General features: G+C 71.0%; 16 protein-coding genes. 10 read left to right on the top strand and 6 right to left on the bottom strand.

Features of this window, described 5'->3' with window-relative positions:
• Positions 1-42: 42 nt before the first annotated feature.
• Positions 43-1,260: an ABC transporter substrate-binding protein gene (locus ABD223_RS30230; RefSeq protein WP_344040011.1), complete on the top strand. Its 1,218-nt coding sequence runs from the start codon at positions 43-45 to the stop codon at positions 1,258-1,260.
• Between the two features lie 94 nt (positions 1,261-1,354).
• On the opposite strand, the gene ABD223_RS30225 is transcribed toward ABD223_RS30230, so the two are convergent.
• Both ABD223_RS30225 and ABD223_RS30220 read right to left on the bottom strand, forming a co-directional pair.
• Positions 1,355-1,786: a GNAT family N-acetyltransferase gene (locus ABD223_RS30225; protein WP_344040010.1), complete on the bottom strand. Its 432-nt coding sequence runs from the start codon at positions 1,784-1,786 to the stop codon at positions 1,355-1,357.
• A gap of 277 nt (positions 1,787-2,063) precedes the next feature.
• Complete coding sequence (locus tag ABD223_RS30220; RefSeq protein WP_344040009.1) at positions 2,064-3,224, bottom strand: ROK family protein; 1,161 nt, start codon at positions 3,222-3,224, stop codon at positions 2,064-2,066.
• A 185-nt stretch (positions 3,225-3,409) separates the two neighbouring features.
• Here ABD223_RS30220 and ABD223_RS30215 point away from each other — a divergent pair, with 185 nt between their 5' ends.
• The 8 genes from ABD223_RS30215 (at position 3,410) to ABD223_RS30180 (ending at position 12,599) form a co-directional block, all read left to right on the top strand.
• The gene (locus ABD223_RS30215) at positions 3,410-4,690 is read left to right on the top strand and encodes an ABC transporter substrate-binding protein (RefSeq protein WP_344040008.1); all 1,281 of its coding nucleotides are present in this window, start codon (positions 3,410-3,412) and stop codon (positions 4,688-4,690) included.
• 23 nt (positions 4,691-4,713) lie between these two features.
• A complete protein-coding gene (locus ABD223_RS30210) occupies positions 4,714-5,676 on the top strand; it encodes a carbohydrate ABC transporter permease (protein WP_344040007.1) in 963 nt (320 codons plus the stop codon).
• Positions 5,663-6,565: a carbohydrate ABC transporter permease gene (locus ABD223_RS30205; protein ID WP_344040006.1), complete on the top strand. Its 903-nt coding sequence runs from the start codon at positions 5,663-5,665 to the stop codon at positions 6,563-6,565. Before ABD223_RS30210 ends, ABD223_RS30205 begins: the two co-directional genes overlap by 14 nt.
• Before the next feature lie 18 nt (positions 6,566-6,583).
• Positions 6,584-8,311, top strand: a complete 1,728-nt coding sequence (locus ABD223_RS30200; protein WP_344040005.1) for a glycoside hydrolase family 13 protein — start codon at positions 6,584-6,586, stop codon at positions 8,309-8,311.
• A gap of 53 nt (positions 8,312-8,364) precedes the next feature.
• On the top strand, positions 8,365-10,680 hold the full coding sequence (locus ABD223_RS30195) for a family 49 glycosyl hydrolase (RefSeq protein WP_344040003.1): 2,316 nt from the start codon (positions 8,365-8,367) through the stop codon (positions 10,678-10,680).
• 310 nt (positions 10,681-10,990) lie between these two features.
• A complete protein-coding gene (locus tag ABD223_RS30190) occupies positions 10,991-11,698 on the top strand; it encodes a hypothetical protein (protein WP_344040002.1) in 708 nt (235 codons plus the stop codon).
• Between the two features lie 65 nt (positions 11,699-11,763).
• Positions 11,764-12,183 carry a hypothetical protein gene (locus tag ABD223_RS30185; RefSeq protein WP_344040001.1) on the top strand — a complete coding sequence of 140 codons (420 nt, stop codon included), beginning with the start codon at positions 11,764-11,766 and terminating at the stop codon, positions 12,181-12,183.
• Complete coding sequence (locus tag ABD223_RS30180; RefSeq protein WP_344040000.1) at positions 12,180-12,599, top strand: DoxX family membrane protein; 420 nt, start codon at positions 12,180-12,182, stop codon at positions 12,597-12,599. Before ABD223_RS30185 ends, ABD223_RS30180 begins: the two co-directional genes overlap by 4 nt.
• A gap of 312 nt (positions 12,600-12,911) precedes the next feature.
• Here ABD223_RS30180 and ABD223_RS30175 read toward each other — a convergent pair whose 3' ends face one another.
• The 4 genes from ABD223_RS30175 to ABD223_RS43680 are packed head-to-tail and all read right to left on the bottom strand — an operon-like array spanning position 12,912 to position 15,395.
• Positions 12,912-13,889: an ABC transporter permease subunit gene (locus tag ABD223_RS30175; RefSeq protein ID WP_344039999.1), complete on the bottom strand. Its 978-nt coding sequence runs from the start codon at positions 13,887-13,889 to the stop codon at positions 12,912-12,914.
• On the bottom strand, positions 13,877-14,785 hold the full coding sequence (locus ABD223_RS30170) for an ABC transporter ATP-binding protein (RefSeq protein ID WP_344039997.1): 909 nt from the start codon (positions 14,783-14,785) through the stop codon (positions 13,877-13,879). The genes ABD223_RS30175 and ABD223_RS30170 overlap by 13 nt, the downstream gene beginning before the upstream one ends.
• Positions 14,782-15,177, bottom strand: coding sequence for a GntR family transcriptional regulator (locus ABD223_RS30165; RefSeq protein WP_344039995.1), 396 nt, complete (start codon positions 15,175-15,177; stop codon positions 14,782-14,784). The genes ABD223_RS30170 and ABD223_RS30165 overlap by 4 nt, the downstream gene beginning before the upstream one ends.
• 29 nt (positions 15,178-15,206) lie before the next feature.
• Positions 15,207-15,395: a hypothetical protein gene (locus ABD223_RS43680; RefSeq protein ID WP_380646855.1), complete on the bottom strand. Its 189-nt coding sequence runs from the start codon at positions 15,393-15,395 to the stop codon at positions 15,207-15,209.
• Positions 15,396-15,956: 561 nt separating this feature from the next.
• On the opposite strand from ABD223_RS43680, the gene ABD223_RS30160 reads away from it, so the two are divergent.
• Positions 15,957-17,237 (top strand): hypothetical protein, encoded by a 1,281-nt coding sequence (locus ABD223_RS30160; protein ID WP_344039994.1) that lies wholly within the window; start codon positions 15,957-15,959, stop codon positions 17,235-17,237.
• Positions 17,238-17,318: the final 81 nt, after the last annotated feature.

Here is a 17,318-nt window from a genome sequence, read left to right as displayed (position 1 = left end):
GCCACCACTGGACCCACCACGGACACGCAGGAGAGCACCACCGTGAACGCACTCACCCGCTCGGCCGTCGCGCTGCTCGCGCTGCCCCTCGCCCTGGCCGGCTGCGGAGGATCGAGCCCCGACGCGCCGGGCGGCCAGGCAGGCGCGGGGGACTGCGCCACCGATTACGCCGAGGGCCGCGACTACTTCCCCGACAAGAGCGCGGTCACCGAGTCCGAGCTGTGGGACATCAGCTACCACGGCTCCTACAAGACCATCACGCTCACCGACACCGAGAACGACGACGGCCCCGAGCTGAAGTACGTGCTCTACCAGTGCGGCACGCCCCAACCCGAGGTCACCGGCGACCTGGAGGGCGCGCTGGTCGTCCAGGTGCCGGTCACCAACGCGTCGGTCACCTCGTTCAACGCCCTGGCCATGGTCGACCGGCTCGGCAAGAGCAGCACCATCACCGGCCTGAGCGGCCAGCTGCTGGGCAACGCCGAGAAGGACGAGTGGTACGCCGGGGTGGCCGAGGCCGCCGGCGAACCCCTGTCGATCGGCGAGTACACCGACCTGAACAAGGAGGCCGTGCTGGGCCTGAGGAACCAGGTCATCCTCATGTCGGGGTTCGGCAAGGGCTTCGACGACATCTCCCACGCCCGCGCCGCCGGCATGCCCGGGGTCAGCGTGTCCAACCGGTTGGAGCGCCACGCCCTGGCCTCCGCGGAGTGGATCAAGATGGTGGCGGCGTTCTACAACGCCGAAGCCGCCGCCAACACCGAGTTCGACGCCATCAAGGCCCGCTACGACGAGGTCGTCTCCACCGTCTCCGGCAAGATCGACAACCGCAGGGCGGGTTATCTCTGCGTCGCGCCGGAGCGGGGCTGCGAGTTCGTCCACGGCCACGGCGCCGAAACCCTCGTCGGCCGCCTGCTCACCCAGCTCGGCGTGGACAACGTCTTCGCGCCCGACAACCCCGCGCCCAACGGGCAGCCCTACGACTTCGAGAAGGCGGTCGGCACCGCGGCCGACGCCGACTTCTTCATCGTCTACGACCCCGTGAGGATGACCCGCGACACCCTCCGGGCCGACTCGCGCACCAGCCGGTTCAAGCCCTTCCGGGACGGCGACTTCATCGCCGGGGTCGACGAGAACTTCGAGGAGTGCCGCGCCAAGACCTACCTCGACGTCGACGTGCTCATCCGCGACTTCGCCATCGGCCTCGCGCCCGACCTGTTCCCCGGCGCCAAGGGCACCTGCTTCGCCCGCGCCTCCTGACGGTCGGGCCTGCCGGGCGCCGCGCCCGCTCCGCCGGCGAACCGCGGGGGTTGACGCCGGATCGCCACCTGCCGGTGGACCTCGACGCGGGGCATCACCGGGCCGCGGCGCCGTCGAGCTGCCACCAGTAGCCCGCGTCGTCGTGCGATGAGGGCCGCCCCCCGGCGGCTTCGTAGAGCGCCTTGGCCGCGTGGTTGCCCTCGTCGGTGAACAGCCACATCCTGCGGTGACCTTCCCGGACCGCGTGCTCGCGGAACGCCGTCAGCAGGGCGCGTCCGATCCCGCGCCCGCGCGCCTGCTCGACGACGCCGATCTCGTACAACTGCACCTGCGAGTAACCGCAGGCGTGGCGCTGCCGGCAGCCCCACGCCCAGCCGACCACCTCGCCGTCCTCCAGCGCCACGAACGCGACCGCCGCCGGGTCCGCCAGGAACGGCGCGTGGTCCTCGACCACGACGTCGCGGAACTTCCGCACCGCGGCGTCGAGCAGCCGGTGGTCCTCGGCGGTCAAGAGGTGAACGCGCACCCCGACATCCTCGACCACGCCGCCGCACCCCGCCGTGCGCGGTCCCCTCGCGGCCCGGTGACCGCGGCCCCGGCGAGCGGTATCACTGCGGCTGAGCCGGCCCTGCCCGTCCTTCTGGCGAGGGCCGTGGGATGCGGGCGCGGGCACCGGTTCGCAGGTCCTGGTGCCCGCGCCCGCTGCTTTCAGCGCCCGCTCCCCTCGGGCCTGCCCCGGCGGAGGCGGGCGTGCGCCATCGCCACGGCGGTCCGCGCCGTGGGAGGGGATCGGGTGGACGTGGTCAGCCGGCCCGCAGGGGCAGGACGGCCAGCACGGTGCGCTGGATCGCCACGGCGGCCGCGCCGCGGGCCCAGAGCATGGGGTCGTCGTTGATGAGCCGCAGGTCGATCGGTGACGCCTCGGGGTTGCGGGACTGGGCGATGGTCGTCCGCACGCGCCCTTCGGCGACCTGGGCGAGGCGGATGCCCTCGCCGGTGAGGATGATCCGTTCGGGTTGGGCGATGTTGGCGACGGCGGCGATCAGCGTGCCGAACGCGTGAGCCGCCCTGCCGACGATCTGGTCGGCGACGGCGTTGCCCGCTTCGGCGAGGTCGAGCACCTCGTCGTAGGTGACGGGCCGCCCCAGCGTCAGGGCGGCCTGTGACTGGATGGCGTCGGTGGTGAGCAGGGCTTTCACGCAGCCGCGGTGCCCCTCGGGGCAGATCGGGCCGAAGGGGTCGACGGGGAAGTGGCCGAGCAGGCCCAGCCCGGAGTCGGGGCCGCCGACGAGGCGGTCGTGGATGACCAGGCCGCCGCCGACGCCGGCGCCGATGGTGAGCACGGCGAAGCTGTCCACGTCCCGGCCGTCGCCGAACCAGTGCTCGGCCTCCAGCAGGGCGTCGAGGTCGTTGGACACCACCGTCGGCCTGCCGGTCGCCCGGGAGACCTCCGCGCCGAGGTCGAGGTCCTTCCAGTGCAGGAACACGGCGCGCTGGACGCGCGCGAACTCGTGGACCACACCGCCGATGCCGATGCCGACGGCGGCGACCGGTCGCCCCGGGTCGTCCAGTGACGCGACCAGTTCGGCGATCTTGGCCACGACCGCCTCGACGTCGTGCCCGGTGATCTCGACGGAGGCGCTGTCGAGGATGTCCGCGCGCAGGTTGGTCAGCACGGCGTAGGCGCGGAACCCGGCGAGCTTGATGCCGATGAAGCGCTGGAGGTCGGGGTCGACGTCCAGCGGCTGCAACGGCCGGCCGCCGCCGCGCAGGTTGGGCGTGTCCACCTCGCGCAGCAGGCCGGCGTCCACCAGCGGCTTGGTCAGCCGGGTCAGGCTCGCCGTCGACAGGCCCAACCGGTCCGCCAGCTCCGACCGGGCCAGCGGGCCGTGGAGCAGCACCTCCAGCGTCACGCGGCGGGCGGAGGGCAGCAGGGGTGCCCAGGGTGAAGCGGCGTCGAGCACCGTGCGCTCCTGTCGAGTGGGGGACCGAGCCGCAATAGTACCGCCGCGAAACTACCTGACAAGGCCTCGTGCGTGACGAAAACGTGACTAGCTGCGGGTTGACGCGTTACAGTGCCGTCACCCTTAATGTTGCGACGAAGAAAAGCCGGTCGGCGACGCCGCCGTCGCGACTCTGGAGGATCGACATGCGCAAGCACCCCCTACGGCTGGCCACCGCGGTGGCCGCCGCCTTGGCGCTGGTGATGATCGGGTGTTCGAGCGGAGGTGACCCCGGGGACCCCGACACGCTCAAGGTGTGGTGGTGGGAGACCGACGACAGCGCGCTGTCGGCCGCCTGGAAGCAGGCCGTCTCGATCTTCGAGGAGGAGCACCCCGGCGTCACCGTCGAGCAGGAGCTCAAGACCTACGAGCAGGTGCAGCAGTCCGGCCGGCTCATCCTCGACTCCGACGACACCCCCGACGTGCTGGAGTACCTCAAGGGCAACGCCACCGCCGGCGTCGTGGCCAGGGCGGGCCTGCTCACCGACCTGACCGACGTCGCCGCCACCCGCGGCTGGAAGCTCGACAACACCGCCCAGGACGTCGGGCTCTACGACGACAACGGGCTCATGGGGTCGGGCAAGCGGTACGGGATCACGAACTACGGCGAGTACGTCGGCGTCTGGTACAACCAGGACCTGTTCGCCCAGCACGGCGTCCAGGTGCCGACCACCCTGGCCGAGTTCGAGAACGCGCTCAAGGCGTTCGCGGACAAGGGCGTCACGCCGCTCGCGCTCGGTTCCGCCGACTACCCCGGCCCGCACCTGCTGTACTCGCTGGCCCTGGCGCACATGGACGAGCGGTCCCTGGCCGCCTACCAGCGGTTCGAGGGCGAACCGGACTGGTCGGCGTGGGAGAAGGCCGCCGCCGCCATGCGCCGGTGGGTGGACGAGGAGTACATCGGCGCCGACTCCACCGGCATCCCCGCCCAGGACGCGGGCAACGCGTTCATCGCGGGCCAGTACCCGATGTTCGTCTCCGGCACCTGGTGGTCGGGGCAGATCGCCGAGCAGCCCACCTTCAAGACCGGCCAGTTCCTGTTCCCCGGCAACGAGCTGCACCTCGGTTCGGGCGGCAACCTGTGGGTCGTGCCCGCGAAGGCCAAGAACAAGGACCTCGCCTACGACTTCCTGGAGATCACCCAGCGACCCGAGGTGCAGAACTTCCTGGCCGACAGGGGCGGGGTGCCGGTCGCGGCCGAACCCGGCTCGGCGAGCTCGGCGATGGGCCTGCTGGTCGGCGACCGCTTCACCGAGCTGCTGTCCGGCGACGAGGGCGGCCTGGCCTGGTACCCGGACTGGCCGGTGGCCGGGCTGAACGACGTGCTGCTGGCCAACACCACGGACCTCGTCGGCGGTGACGCGAGCCCGCAACAGGTGGTGGAGGCGATCAAGGCCGCCTACGACGCCGGCAAGCCCTCCGCCTGACCGGCCGGGCCGAAAGGATCGCCATGTCCACGTCCAACACAGCCACGCGCACCACCGCGCCACGTCGGACGCGCAAGGGCACGTCCGAACGCAGGGCCGGCTACTGGTGGTACGTCCTGCCCGGCGCGATCGGGTTCCTCGCCGTCGTCGCCGTGCCCTTCGGGATGAACCTCTGGTACAGCCTCACCTCCTTCCGAGGTGTCGGCGACCCGGTGTTCATCGGGTTCGAGAACTACCAGCGGCTGCTGGGCGACCCGCTGTTCTGGGCCTCGTTCCGGCACAGCGTGGCGTTCATCGTGGCCATGGCGATCCTCCCGACCGCCCTGGGGGTGGTGATCGCGGCCGTGCTGTTCAACCACATCTCGCCGAAGTTCGGCTCGAAGGTCGCGAGCTTCCTGCGCGCCACCTACTACCTGCCGCAGATCCTGCCCATCGCGGTGGCGGGCGTGCTGTGGAAGTGGATGTACCAACCCCAGTACGGGATCATCAACACCACCCTGCGCGACCTCGGCCTCGGCGGCCTGGCGCAGAACTGGCTCGGCGACTCCGACCTGGCCATCTACGCGGTGATGAACGTGCTGGTCTGGTTGCAGATCGGCTACACCGTGGTGGTGTTCATGGCCGGGCTGTCCCGGGTCGACCCGGCGCTGTACGAGGCCGCCGAGCTGGACGGCGCGACCTGGTGGCAGCAGTTCCGCGCCATCACGCTCAACCAGCTCCGGCCGGAGATCGCCGTCGTGCTGATCACCACCTCGGTGGCGGCGCTGAAGGTGTTCGCGCCGATCTTCGTGCTCACCCGCGGCGGGCCCGGCACCAGCACGATCGTGCCCGCCTACTTCTCGTTCTCCAACTTCTTCACCACCACCAAGGTCGGCTACGGCGCCGCCGTGGCGTCCGTGCTGGCGCTGATGATCTCGGTCGTCGCGGTCGCGCTGCTGCGCTACCAGACCCGCAACTCCGAAGGGTTCGAAGATGGCCGTCGATAGCCTGGAGAAGCCGGCCGTGACCGTGACGCCCCGATCGGCACCGCCCGTGCGCCGGGTCAAGCGCCGCAAGCGCGGTGCCGGCGGCTGGGTGGTGCTCGCCCTGGTCGCCGGCATCGGCCTGCTGATGCTCTTCCCGTTCTGGATCGCGATCATCAACGCGTTCAAGCCGGCGCCCGACTACATCGCCAACGGACCGGTCTCGCTGCCCACCGAGCTGGACTTCTCCGCCCTGGTCGACTTCTGGGTCGGCGTCGACTTCAACCGCAAGCTGCTCAACAGCGTCGTCATCAGCGGCAGCGTGGCCCTGATCGCGGTCACGCTGAGCCTGCTGTCCGCGTTCGCCATCGGCATCGGCCGCATCCGCGGCCGGGTGTGGATCCTCGCGCTGTTCATGCTGGCGTTCACCATCCCGCAGGAAGCGCTGGTGTACCCGCTGTTCGTGCTCACCCGCGACCTCGGGCTCTACGACACCACGACCGGCGTCGTCATCATCCTGGCCGTGCTCCAGAGCGCGTTCGGCACCTACATGCTGTCCTCGGTGCTCGGGACCTTCCCGCCCGAGGTGCTGGAGGCGGCCCGGCTCGACGGCGCCACCCGCTTCCAGGTGCTGCGCCTGGTCGTCCTGCCGCTGACCAGGCCGACCACGGCGGTGCTGATGACGTTCTTCTTCATCTGGACCTGGAACGACTTCTTCCTGCCCCTGGTGCTGCTGCCCTCGGCGGACAACCAGACCGTGTCGGTCGCGCTCGGCGCGCTCAGCGGCCAGTACACCAGCGACCCCACCGCCCTGGCCGCGGTGTCGCTGGCGGGCATCCTGCCGGCACTGGTGTTCTTCCTGCTCTTCCAGCGCACGCTCATGCGCGGCGTGAACCTCGGCGCGGTCAAATAACCCCCACGAAGGACGTCCATGACTCTCGACCAGACGGTCACCCCAACCCTGGCCACCGCCCCGTGGTGGACCTCGGCCGTGGTCTACCAGGTCTACCCGCGCAGCTTCGCCGACTCCGACGGCGACGGCGTCGGCGACCTGCCCGGTCTGATCACCAGGCTGGACCACCTGGAACGGCTCGGCGTCGACGTGATCTGGCTGTCGCCCGTCTACGCCTCCCCGCACGCCGACAACGGTTACGACATCTCCGACTACCAGGCGATCGACCCGGCGTTCGGGACGTTGGCGGACTTCGACCGCCTGCTGGCCGAGGTGCACGCCCGCGGCATGAAGCTGGTGATGGACCTGGTGGTCAACCACACCTCCGACCAGCACCCCTGGTTCGTCGAGTCGCGCTCCTCCGAGCACAACCCCAAGCGCGACTGGTACTGGTGGCGACCGCCGCGCGAGGGGTTCGAAGCCGGGCGGCCCGGCGCGGAACCCACCAACTGGGAGTCGTTCTTCTCCGGTCCCACCTGGACCCTCGACGAGACGACCGGCGAGTACTACCTGCACCTGTTCGACCGCCGCCAGCCGGACCTGAACTGGGAGAACCCCCGGGTCCGCCACGCCGTGCACGAGATGATGCGCTGGTGGCTGGACCGGGGCGTGGACGGCTTCCGGATGGACGTCATCAACCTGATCTCCAAGGATCCCGCCCTGCCCGACGGCGCGACCACCGGGACCGGTGGCCTCGGTGACGGGTTCCCGCACTACGGCACGGGACCGCGCATCCACGAATTCCTCCAGGAGATGCACCGCGAGGTGTTCGACGCCCGACCGGGCGAGCTGTTGACCGTGGGGGAGATGCCCGGGGTCACCTGGGAGGACGCCCGGCTGTTCACCGACCCGCGACGGCGCGAGCTGGACATGGTGTTCCAGTTCGAGCACGTCTCGCTCGACCACGGTCCGGGTGGCAAGTTCGACCCGCGCCCGCTGGACCTGAGGGCGCTCAAGGCGTCGCTGGGCCGGTGGCAGACCGGGCTGGGCGAGGTCGGTTGGAACAGCCTGTACTGGAACAACCACGACCAGCCCCGGGTGGTGTCCCGCTTCGGCGACGACGGCGGGTACTGGCGCGAGTCGGCCACCGCGCTGGCCACCGTGCTGCACCTGCACCGCGGCACTCCTTACGTCTACCAGGGCGAAGAGCTGGGCATGACCAACGCGCCGTTCGCCGGCGTGCACGAGTTGCGCGACGTCGAATCGCTCAACCACTACGCCGAGGCCGTCGCCGCCGGCGGTGAGCCGGAGGCGGTGCTGCGCGGCCTGCGCGCGATGGGCCGCGACAACGCCCGCACCCCCGTGCAGTGGGACGCGAGCCCGCAGGCCGGGTTCACCACCGGCGAACCGTGGATCGCGGTCAACCCCAACCACGCCTGGCTCAACGCCGTTGCCCAGTACGACGACCCGAATTCCGTCTTCAACCACTACCGACGCCTCATCGAGCTGCGCCACTCGCTCCCGGTGATCGCCCGTGGCGACTTCCGGATGCTCCTGGCCGACGACCCTTACCTCTACGCCTACGAGCGCACCTTGGACGACGACCGGCTGCTCGTCGTGGCCAACCTCGGCGGCACACCGCGAACCGCCGCCCTGGACGGCGGCTGGTCGGCTGCCGACCAGCTGCTGTCCAACGTCGACGAGCCGTCGGTCGTGAACGGCCGGATCGCCATGGAGCCGTGGTCCGCACACGTCTTCATGAAGTGAGGCCGCAGTAGCACGACGCAAACCCTTCCCAATGACGAGAAGAGGATTTCGCCATGCCCGCAGCAAGGATGAGCCGACCGGCGGCACTGGCCGCCGGCCTGGCGCTCGCCCTGGTCGGCGCGGTCGCGCCGGCCGGGGTGGGCGCGGGGACGCCGCCGGCCCAGGCCGCCGTCTCCACCGCCGACGGCGACCAGCTCAAGACCTGGTGGCACGACAACCACGAGTTCAACACCGGCAGCCCGGTGGCCAACGACAAGGTCAGGCGCTCGTCGTTCTACGACGTCCAGGTCGCCACCGCCGCGGCCCCGGCCACGAGGTACGACTCATTCGCCTACATGAGCATCCCGCGCAGCGGGAAGGGCAAGATCGGCTACACCAAGGAGGACGGCGCCGAGTTCTCCTCGTCGGCGAACCTGACCATGAGCTGGTCGTCCTTCCAGTACGCCGCCGACGTGTGGGTCGACGTCTCCCTGCGCACCGGCCAGACCGTCTCCTCGGCCGACCAGGTCAAGATCAGGCCCAGCAGCCTCGACTTCACCAAGCAGCTCGTCGACGGCGACACCGTCCGCATCAGGGTCCCCTACAGCGCGGCCGGCCACCGCTTCTCCGTCGAGTTCGACCCGCAGCTGTACACGGCGCACAACGACATGTCGGGTCCGGCCGGCGACGCCGGCAAGCTCACCACCGCGTCGGGCGGCGGGAACCGCGCCATCCACACCGAGCCCCGCAACTCCATGATGATCTTCGCCGAACCCGCGCCCACCGGTGCGGAGCGGGACCGGCTGATCCCCACCGCGGCCTCGGGGAGCACCTACTACCCGCCGCAGGGGCAGGTCACCAACCTGAACGCGATCAGCGAGGAGGTCGTGCACTTCAGGCCCGGCACCTACCACATGACCTCGAAGTACCACGCCCTGCTGCCCAAGCAGGTCAAGTGGGTCTACCTGGCCCCCGGCGCGTACGTGAAGGGCGCCATCCGCTTCCCCGACGACAGCCAGGGCTTGTACAAGGTGACGGGCTACGGCGTGCTCTCCGGTGAGCAGTACGTCTACGAGGCCGACACCGCCAACAACTACGACCACCTCTCCGGCTCGTCGAACTGCCACTCCACCTGCGTGAAGATGCTCCAGTTCGCCTCGGCCCCGGGCCGGCAGCAGCACCTGGACCTGCAAGGCGTGACGATCAACGAACCGCCGTACCACTCGTTCGTGGTGTACGGAGACGAGCAGACCTTCAGCATGAGGGTCGAGAACTACCAGCAGGTCGGCTCCTGGTACTGGCAGACCGACGGCATCGAGCTCTACCGCGGCAGCACCATGAAGAACACGTTCTTCAACGCCAACGACGACGTGCTCAAGATGTACCACAGCGACGTCAGCATCGATAACACCGTCGTCTGGAAGAACGAGAACGGCCCCGTCATCCAGTGGGGCTGGACCCCGCGCAACATCGACAACGTGCGCGTGAACAACACCCACGTCATCCACAACCGGATGTACTGGAAGGACGTCAAGTACAACACCTGCGTCCTCAACTCCTCCTCGCACTGGGAGGACATGGGCTCGACCACCAAGGCCGACCCCAACTCCCGGGTGCGGAACATGACCTTCGAGAACATCACCGTCGAGGGCATGACCAACTGCGCGATCCGCGTCTTCGCCCTGTCCAGCACCGAGAACATCCACGTCAAGAACCTCAGGATCGACGCCTGGAACCACATGGACGCCTCCTCCCAGGTCAGCCTCCTCAAGCGGCACAGCAACAGCGGCGGGCAGAAGGTGACCCTGGGCAACGAGACGCGTGACGGCCGCGGCCTGAAGCTGGAGAACTACACCGTCGGCGGCGCCACCATCGACAAGTCCGGCTCCAACTGGGCCGCGGACAAGCCCGGCCGGATCGGCTTCGACGCCGAGACCTGGGACAACTGGAACGCCTGGGGCCCCGGCGGCGGCAACCCGGACCCCGACCCGGACCCCGACCCCGTCACCGGCGGCAAGGTCGTCAACGGGGCCACCGCCAAGTGCCTCGACCGCGCCGGCGGCGGCACGGCCAACGGCACCGTCGTCCAGCAGTGGGCCTGCGCCGAAGCGCCCGCCATGACCTGGGCGCTCGACGGGCAGCAGCTCAAGTCCGGTGGCAAGTGCCTGGACGTCGAAGGCGGCGCCACCGCCAACGGCGCCAAGGCCCACCTGTGGGACTGCGGCTCCTGGGACAGCCAGAAGTGGGCCTTCCAGTCGAACGGCACGCTGAAGAACCTCAAGTCCGGCCGCTGCCTGGACATCGAGGGCCAGAGCACCGCCAACGGCGCCCGCCCGCACCTCTGGGACTGCGGCGCCTGGAACAGCCAGAAGTGGACCCTCACCAGCTGATCGCCACCCGGCGGTGGCCGCCGGCGCAGTCGCGCCACCCACCCGGCGGCCACCGGCCCGTTCCCTTCCACAATCGAAAGCGGTCCGCCGTGGACAGGCGGGCCGCCGTGGAACAGCGCCCGGAAAAAGAATTGTCCCGAAAAGCCCGGCAATGGACGCCGGCGTTGGTCTGATCGAGTATCGCCGGTTTTCCTCGTTGACAGTAAAAAGTTCGTCTCACTAATCTGAAGAAGCCGCCGCCACGGTGTTCCAGCCCCGGCGGGACACATTTCCCCCGGTGCTTCCTTCCGATCCTGACGGAGGCACACCCATGAAGAAAACGGCCAAGGCGGCCTGGTCCGCCACCGGAGTCGCCGGTCTCGCGCTGTCCGCGGCGTTCGTCGCGTCCTCGCTGCCCGCGAGCGCGAACGTCGTCGCGGTCACGTCCCCCGTGAGCGCGGGACCGGCGGCCCACGGCCAGCAGTACCCGGACGGTCCCTCCTCGGTGGACGGCTCGCCGCTGGAGCGGTGCCGGCGCGGTGCGGACTACGTCGTGCCGGGCCGCAACCCGGTCCTGGACGAGCCCCTGAACACCGGCTTCAAGAGCAACGTCGGCCTGTCGGTCAAGGTGCAGCTCGAAGGCGGCACGTTCTACGGCAGCCGCAAGCTGATCTTCACCAACACCGGCGGCGCGCCCGTGCACACCGACTGCCTGGTGCTGAAGTTCCGCGCCCCCTCGGGTTCCGTCGACCACCACTACCGGGCGTCCGTCCAGTACGGGCACCCGCAGCAGGACTACGTCGAGGTCCCCCGCGGCAACGGCGAGTCGCACTACGTCATCCGGTTCGGTTTCCACGACGTGCCACTGGCCGACCGCAACGTCCCGGTCGGGCAGACGTGGACCTATGAGCTGGCCGGCTCCAACCAGGGCTCGATGAGCCTGGAGGCCACGCGTGACTCCGTCGAGGTCCTGGCGGACATGAACGTCGGCGGCAACAACTGGGTCTCCCAGTACGGCACCAAGCGCCTGGGCAACTGACGCCAGGCGGGTGGCGGCCCCGCAACGACGCGGGGCCGCTGCCCGGTCACCCCGGGAGGACCCACGTGAAAGCCCTCATCCGCCTCGCCCTGACCGCCGCGCTCACCGCCGGGTGCGCGTTCGGCGAACCCGACCACCGGCACCACCAGCACCACCGGCACCCCATGACGGCGGAGGACGCCGCACGTCTGCGCGGGGTCGCCACCACCTACCTCGGCCTGCTCTCGGGAGGCGACCCGACCGCGGCCTGGGACATGTGGACCGCCGACGCGCAGCAGCGCGATCCGCGGGAGGCGTTCGCCGACCGGCTCGCGCACTGCGCGCCCGGAGTCCCCTACGAGGTGCTCGGCGTCGTCGCCGACGGCCCGGACCTCGCCCGGGTCGCCTGGCAGCACGGCGGGCACACCGGCGAGCACCTGCTGCGCCTGCACGACGGGCAGTGGCGCGTCGACCCCGTCGACACCACCACCTGCGGTGCGCCGTGACCGCCCGCGCGGTGACGCTGCTGCGCGGCTCGCTCGGCCTGGTGTTCGTGTGGTTCGGCGCCCTCAAGGTCGCCGACGTGACACCGGTCGCCGACCTGGTCGCCCGCACCGTGCCCTGGCTGGACCGGGACCTGCTGCTGACCTCGCTCGGAACGGCGGAGATCGCGCTCGGCGCGGCGCTGTGGCTCGGCCGCCGGCTGCGCCAGGTCGCGGCGGTCGCCCTGGTCCACCTGCTGGGGACGTTCCTGGTGCTGGTGGTCCAGCCGCAGGCGGCGTTCCAGGCGGGCAACCCGTTGCTGCTCACCACCGAGGGCGAGTTCGTCGTCAAGAACCTCGTCCTGATCACCGCGTGCCTGGCGCTCATGTCCGCGGAGCAGCCGCGGCGGGCCGGTCACCTGCTCGACTCCCGCAGGTGACCGCACCGGTCCCAGCCCGCCCGTGCGAACCGGCAGTCGGTCGCGACGTCGAGAAGCCGCTCGACGCCGCAACCGGCACCATCCCCGAAACGCCCCCGCGCGGCCCGACCGCGCGGGGGTGGGCAGGACCGCCCGGTGGCGGCCGGCCGGTCCCGCTCGTCCGGAAGCGGTGGCGTCGTCGACCTCCGGCGGCGCCACCGCCCCGACCGGGTCCGTTCGGCAGATGGATCGGCGGCCGGCCGCTTTCAGTTGATCTCCGCCCACCGCGTCACAGCGGGTCAACCAACACCGTGAACGCTTGTGGTCAGGGCATCAGATGACACGGCGCCGCACCCGCCACACCACCACACCGATCAGGACCGCCGCGACGGCGATGAACAGGGCCGCCTCGATGAGCTGGAACGTCCAGAACCGGTCGGCCGGGTGGTAGACCCCGAACTGCTGGATGCCCCGCCCGTGCAGGAACTGGTTGAGGTTGGTGCCGGCCCGGTTGGCGGCGCCCTCCAGCTCGGCGTACTCGGTCGAGCTCAGCCTGCGCCCGGTGGCGTCCGCGTAGCCGTGTTCGATCATCCAGTCGGCGAAGCCGGGCACGGGCCAGTGCCCCGCCTGGTCCTCCGAGCCGCCGACGGGGACCGGCTCCACGGTGGTGAGCGGCGTGGCGTACGCGGGGCGGGCCAACAGCGCCACCGGCATCCGGGCGGCGAGGAACGCCCCGAACGCGACGCCGAACGCGGGCAGGCTGCGCCGCAGGACCGCCCCCGCGGCGGTGGCGACGCCGAACGCGAACAGCGCGTACGCCACCGGAACGAGTCCCTCCAGGTCGAAGGCGTCGTACTGGAACCGCCCCTCCCACGCGTCGAACGGCCGGCGGAACCAGGTGAGCACCGCGGTGAACACCCCGGTGAGCGCGGCGGTGACGCCGGCCAGTGCCGCGAGCTTGGCCGCCAGCCAGCGCATCCGCGGCACGGCCTGGGTCCAGGCGAGCTGCCAGGTGCCGTCCTCCAGTTCGCGCGCGAGCAGCGGCGCGCCGAGGAACGCGCCGATGACGACGGGGACCAGGTAGAAGGCGGCCAAGAGGTTCTCGACGTACCCGTGCTCCTCGTCGAGCCGGCGGAAGGAGGCCGCGCAGTCCTCGTTGACACCGGCCCCTCCCGCGCACCGGGCGGGACCGCCGGGGAACAGGTCGTGGGCCTGCGCCCCGAGCACGAGCAGGGCGATGCCGAACACGCCGACGAGCAAACCCAGGACGCAGACCTCGGTCCGGTGCTGGCGCCAGATCAACCACGCCATGCCGCCACCCCCGACGTGACCGCGGCGCTCGGCTCGGACGGCCGGCGCAGGTACGCCAGCACCAGGTCCTCCAGCGCCACCGGCTGGGCCTGCCACCCGGGCGCGGCCGGGATCGCGCCGTCGCGCACCAGCAGGGTCGTGTGCCGGTCGCTGTGGACGGCCTCCACGACGGCGCCGGCCCGGTCGAGGTCGGTGGCCGTGCGCGGGCCGACGAGCAGCCGGTGCTCGGCGAGGAGGGTGTCGATGTCACCGGTGAGCGTGACCCGGCCGTGGTTGAGCACGACCAGGTGGTCGCAGACGCGCTCCAGCTCGTGCACGACGTGGGAGGAGAACAGGACGGTCACCCCGCCTTCGGCCACCGCGCCCATGAGGACCTGGAGGAACTCGTGCCGGGCCAGCGGGTCGAGGCTGGCCACCGGCTCGTCGAGGACGAGCAGGTCCGGCCGCTTCGCCAGGGCTAGGGCCAGGGCGACCTGGGCCTGCTGCCCGCCGGAGAGCGTGCCGGCCCGGCGGTCGAGCGGGATGCCCAGCTTCGCCAGCCGGCGCTCGGCCAGCCCCTGGTCGAACCGCAGGTTGCAGGCCCGGCCGAAGCGGAGCACCTCGGCGACGGTGAAGCGCTTGTACAGCGGGTGGTCCTGGGCCAGGAACCCGATCCGGGACAGGATTCGCGGGGTGCTGGCGGTGACGTCGTGGCCGAGGACCTCCACCGTGCCGGTGCTCGGTGCCAGCAACCCGACGGCCAGGCGCAGCAGCGTGGTCTTGCCCGCGCCGTTCGGCCCGACCAGGGCGATCACGCCGCCCGCCGGCAGGGCGAGGGTGCAGTCGCGCAGCGCCCAGCCCTTCCGGTACCGCTTGCCCAGGCCGTCGGTGCGCAGCGCGAACTCGGTCGCTGTCACGCCACGTCCTCGTTCCTCGTCTGCTGGTGGACGGAAGCGAAAAGCGCGTTGACCGCCTGCTCGTCGAGGCCGGCCGCGGAGGCGCGGCGCAACCAGGTCACCAGGCCGCGGCGCAGCGACGTGTACGTCGATGCCGACATCGCGGCCGACTGCTGCTCATCGACGAACGTGCCCTGGCCGGGCCGGCCGGTGACCAGGTTCTCCTGCTCCATCTGCCGGTACGCCTTGGCGACGGTGTTCGGGTTGATCGCCAGGTCCTCGACCACCTCGCGGATGAGCGGGAGGCGGTCACCGGGTTGGAGGAAGCCCAGCAGCACCGCCTGGCGGACCTGCTGGACGAGTTGCAGGTACGGCGGCACGCCGGAGTGGGTGTCGAGCCGGAAGACGAACACGGTAGCCCCTTTGCTGCTTTCCTAGTACCCTAGTAAAGCAGTGAGTTGTCGGTCAAGGGAGCCGACGCGCCCGCACGACCGCGGCGCCGGATCCGGGCGCACGCCTGCCCCGACCGCCGCCGCCCCGGCGGGTGGCGCCGACCGGCTGCGGCCTGCCGGATCCACTCGCGCAGCGTCCCGGGGGTCACCCCGAACTTCGGTGCGATCGACGACACCATCCTTCCGGGATCGGGCACGGGTGGGTTCGCGATGTGTTCCCGCGTCGCGAGCTCGCCGCCGGAATTTCCGGGGTTCACCCGCGATCCACCAAGGGCTCGGAAATCCACCGAACAGGGGACTGGCGGTGCGAGGTCTCCGCCAACCATTTCGGGCTTGATCGGGGAAACGCTCATCCGGACGGTCGCAGCTTTAATCCAGGCGGCTGCGGATAATTCCGAAATCGCGTACGAATACTCGATGGAAGACTGCGCGTGGCCGGATCGGGCTACCCAGGGTAGAGCCAAGCCCTAGAAATGGTAGATCTTTCTCGCATCGAGGGGAAACGCATCGCATCGGAGTGGTCCTCCATGATGCACCTTCCCTGACCTCACAAGGTGGTGGAGCGTGACCCGCGAAGGGTGCCATCCGATTCGACGTTCTTGTTCCAGGCAGCGTCGGCCACGTGACCCCGGACCCCGGTCATTCGGATCGCCCTCGCGGGTCCGCGGCATCGGCTCGGACCCACCCACGGGTGGAGATTGATCATGACTTCAACAGCACGCGCACGTACGTCCCGCCGTTTGACCCGGGCTCTGATCGGTGTGGGCACGGTGGCCGGGTTCGCCTTGGTGGCACCGGGCACGGCCCAGGCGATCCCGCCGGGATGCACCCAAACGGGCAACAACTTCGTCTGCACCGCCGGCGTACCCGCGGGCCAGGTCCTCGACGGCACCTCGGCCAACAACATCATCACCATCACCGGCGGCCCGGTCAACGGCACCGTCAACGGCCTCGGCGGCAACGACACGATCACCGTCACCGGGGTCGCGGGCGTCGCGGGTTCGACCGGCGCCCCTGGTGCGAACGGCACCGCGGGCACCCCGGCCGGCTCCGCCGGCGGCAACGGCGGCGTCGGAACCGGCGGCGGTGTCGCCGTCGGCGGCACCGGGGTCATCGACGGTGGCGCGGGCACGGACAGCATCACCGTCACCGGCGGCGCGGGTGGCAACGGCGGCAACGGCGGCACCGGCGGCACCGGGCTGGGCAGCGGCGCCGGAGGCGCCGGCGGCAACGGCGGTGTGGGCGGGGTCGGCGGCGCGGGCAACGCCGGACTGATCCACGGCGGCGCGGGCAACGACACCGTCAACGCCACCGGCGGCAAGGGCGGCAACGGCGGCCTCGGTGCGCTCGGCGGCAACGGCGGCGCCACCGCGGGTGGCGCGGGTGCCGGTGGCATCGGCGGCGCGGCCGGTGTCGGCGGTATCGGCAACTCCGGCACCATCAACGGCGGCGCCGGAGACGCCGGTCTCGACACCGTCACCGCCACCGGTGGTGCGGGCGGATCCGGTGCCGCGGGCGGTGTCGGCGGCTGCGGCAGCGGCGGCGGCGCGGGCGGCGTCGGCGGAGCGGGTGGCGCTGGCGGTATCGGCAACTCCGGCACCATCAACGGCGGCGCCGGAGTCGACACCCTCAAGGCCAACGGCGGTCTCGGTGGCGCCGGTGGGGTCGGAGGCAAGGGCGGCAACGGCATCAGCGCCACCCAGCCCGGCGGCGCCGGTGGCGTCGGCGGAGCGGGCGGTGCGGGCGGTGTCGGCAACTCCGGCGCCGTCAACGGCGACGCCGGTGCCGATGTCATCACCGTCACCGGCGGCAACGGCGGCAACGGCGGTGCGGGTGGCAACGGCGGCACCGGGTGCAGCGGCCCCGGCGGCGCCGGCGGTCTCGGCGGAGCAGCGGGCGCGGGCGGTCTGGGCAACACCGGCACCGTCGAAGCCGGCGCCACCATCGTCAACGGATCCCCCGGATCCCCCGGCCCCAACGGTGTCGCGGGCGTGAACAACGGCGGCGTCTGCTCCTGCTGACCCGACCTCGGTGGCGCAGAACCACCACGGCCCCGGGCTTGCGGCCACCCCGCCGCAAGCCCGGGGCCCGGCCCGCGACGC

It is taken from the genome of Saccharothrix xinjiangensis (genome assembly GCF_039527585.1).
GTDB lineage: Bacteria > Actinomycetota > Actinomycetes > Mycobacteriales > Pseudonocardiaceae > Actinosynnema > Actinosynnema xinjiangensis.
This window is presented reverse-complemented; position numbering and strand designations above follow the sequence as displayed.

Bases quoted from the DNA above. Each gene is read 5' to 3' on its own strand.
- ABD223_RS30215 (WP_344040008.1), top strand. From the start codon at position 3,410: ATGCGCAAGCACCCCCTACGGCTGGCCACCGCGGTGGCCGCCGCCTTG.
- ABD223_RS30210 (WP_344040007.1), top strand. From the start codon at position 4,714: ATGTCCACGTCCAACACAGCCACGCGCACCACCGCGCCACGTCGGACG.
- ABD223_RS30205 (WP_344040006.1), top strand. From the start codon at position 5,663: ATGGCCGTCGATAGCCTGGAGAAGCCGGCCGTGACCGTGACGCCCCGA.
- ABD223_RS30200 (WP_344040005.1), top strand. From the start codon at position 6,584: ATGACTCTCGACCAGACGGTCACCCCAACCCTGGCCACCGCCCCGTGG.
- ABD223_RS30195 (WP_344040003.1), top strand. From the start codon at position 8,365: ATGCCCGCAGCAAGGATGAGCCGACCGGCGGCACTGGCCGCCGGCCTG.
- ABD223_RS30190 (WP_344040002.1), top strand. From the start codon at position 10,991: ATGAAGAAAACGGCCAAGGCGGCCTGGTCCGCCACCGGAGTCGCCGGT.
- ABD223_RS30175 (WP_344039999.1), bottom strand. From the start codon at position 13,889: ATGGCGTGGTTGATCTGGCGCCAGCACCGGACCGAGGTCTGCGTCCTG.
- ABD223_RS43680 (WP_380646855.1), bottom strand. From the start codon at position 15,395: ATGGTGTCGTCGATCGCACCGAAGTTCGGGGTGACCCCCGGGACGCTG.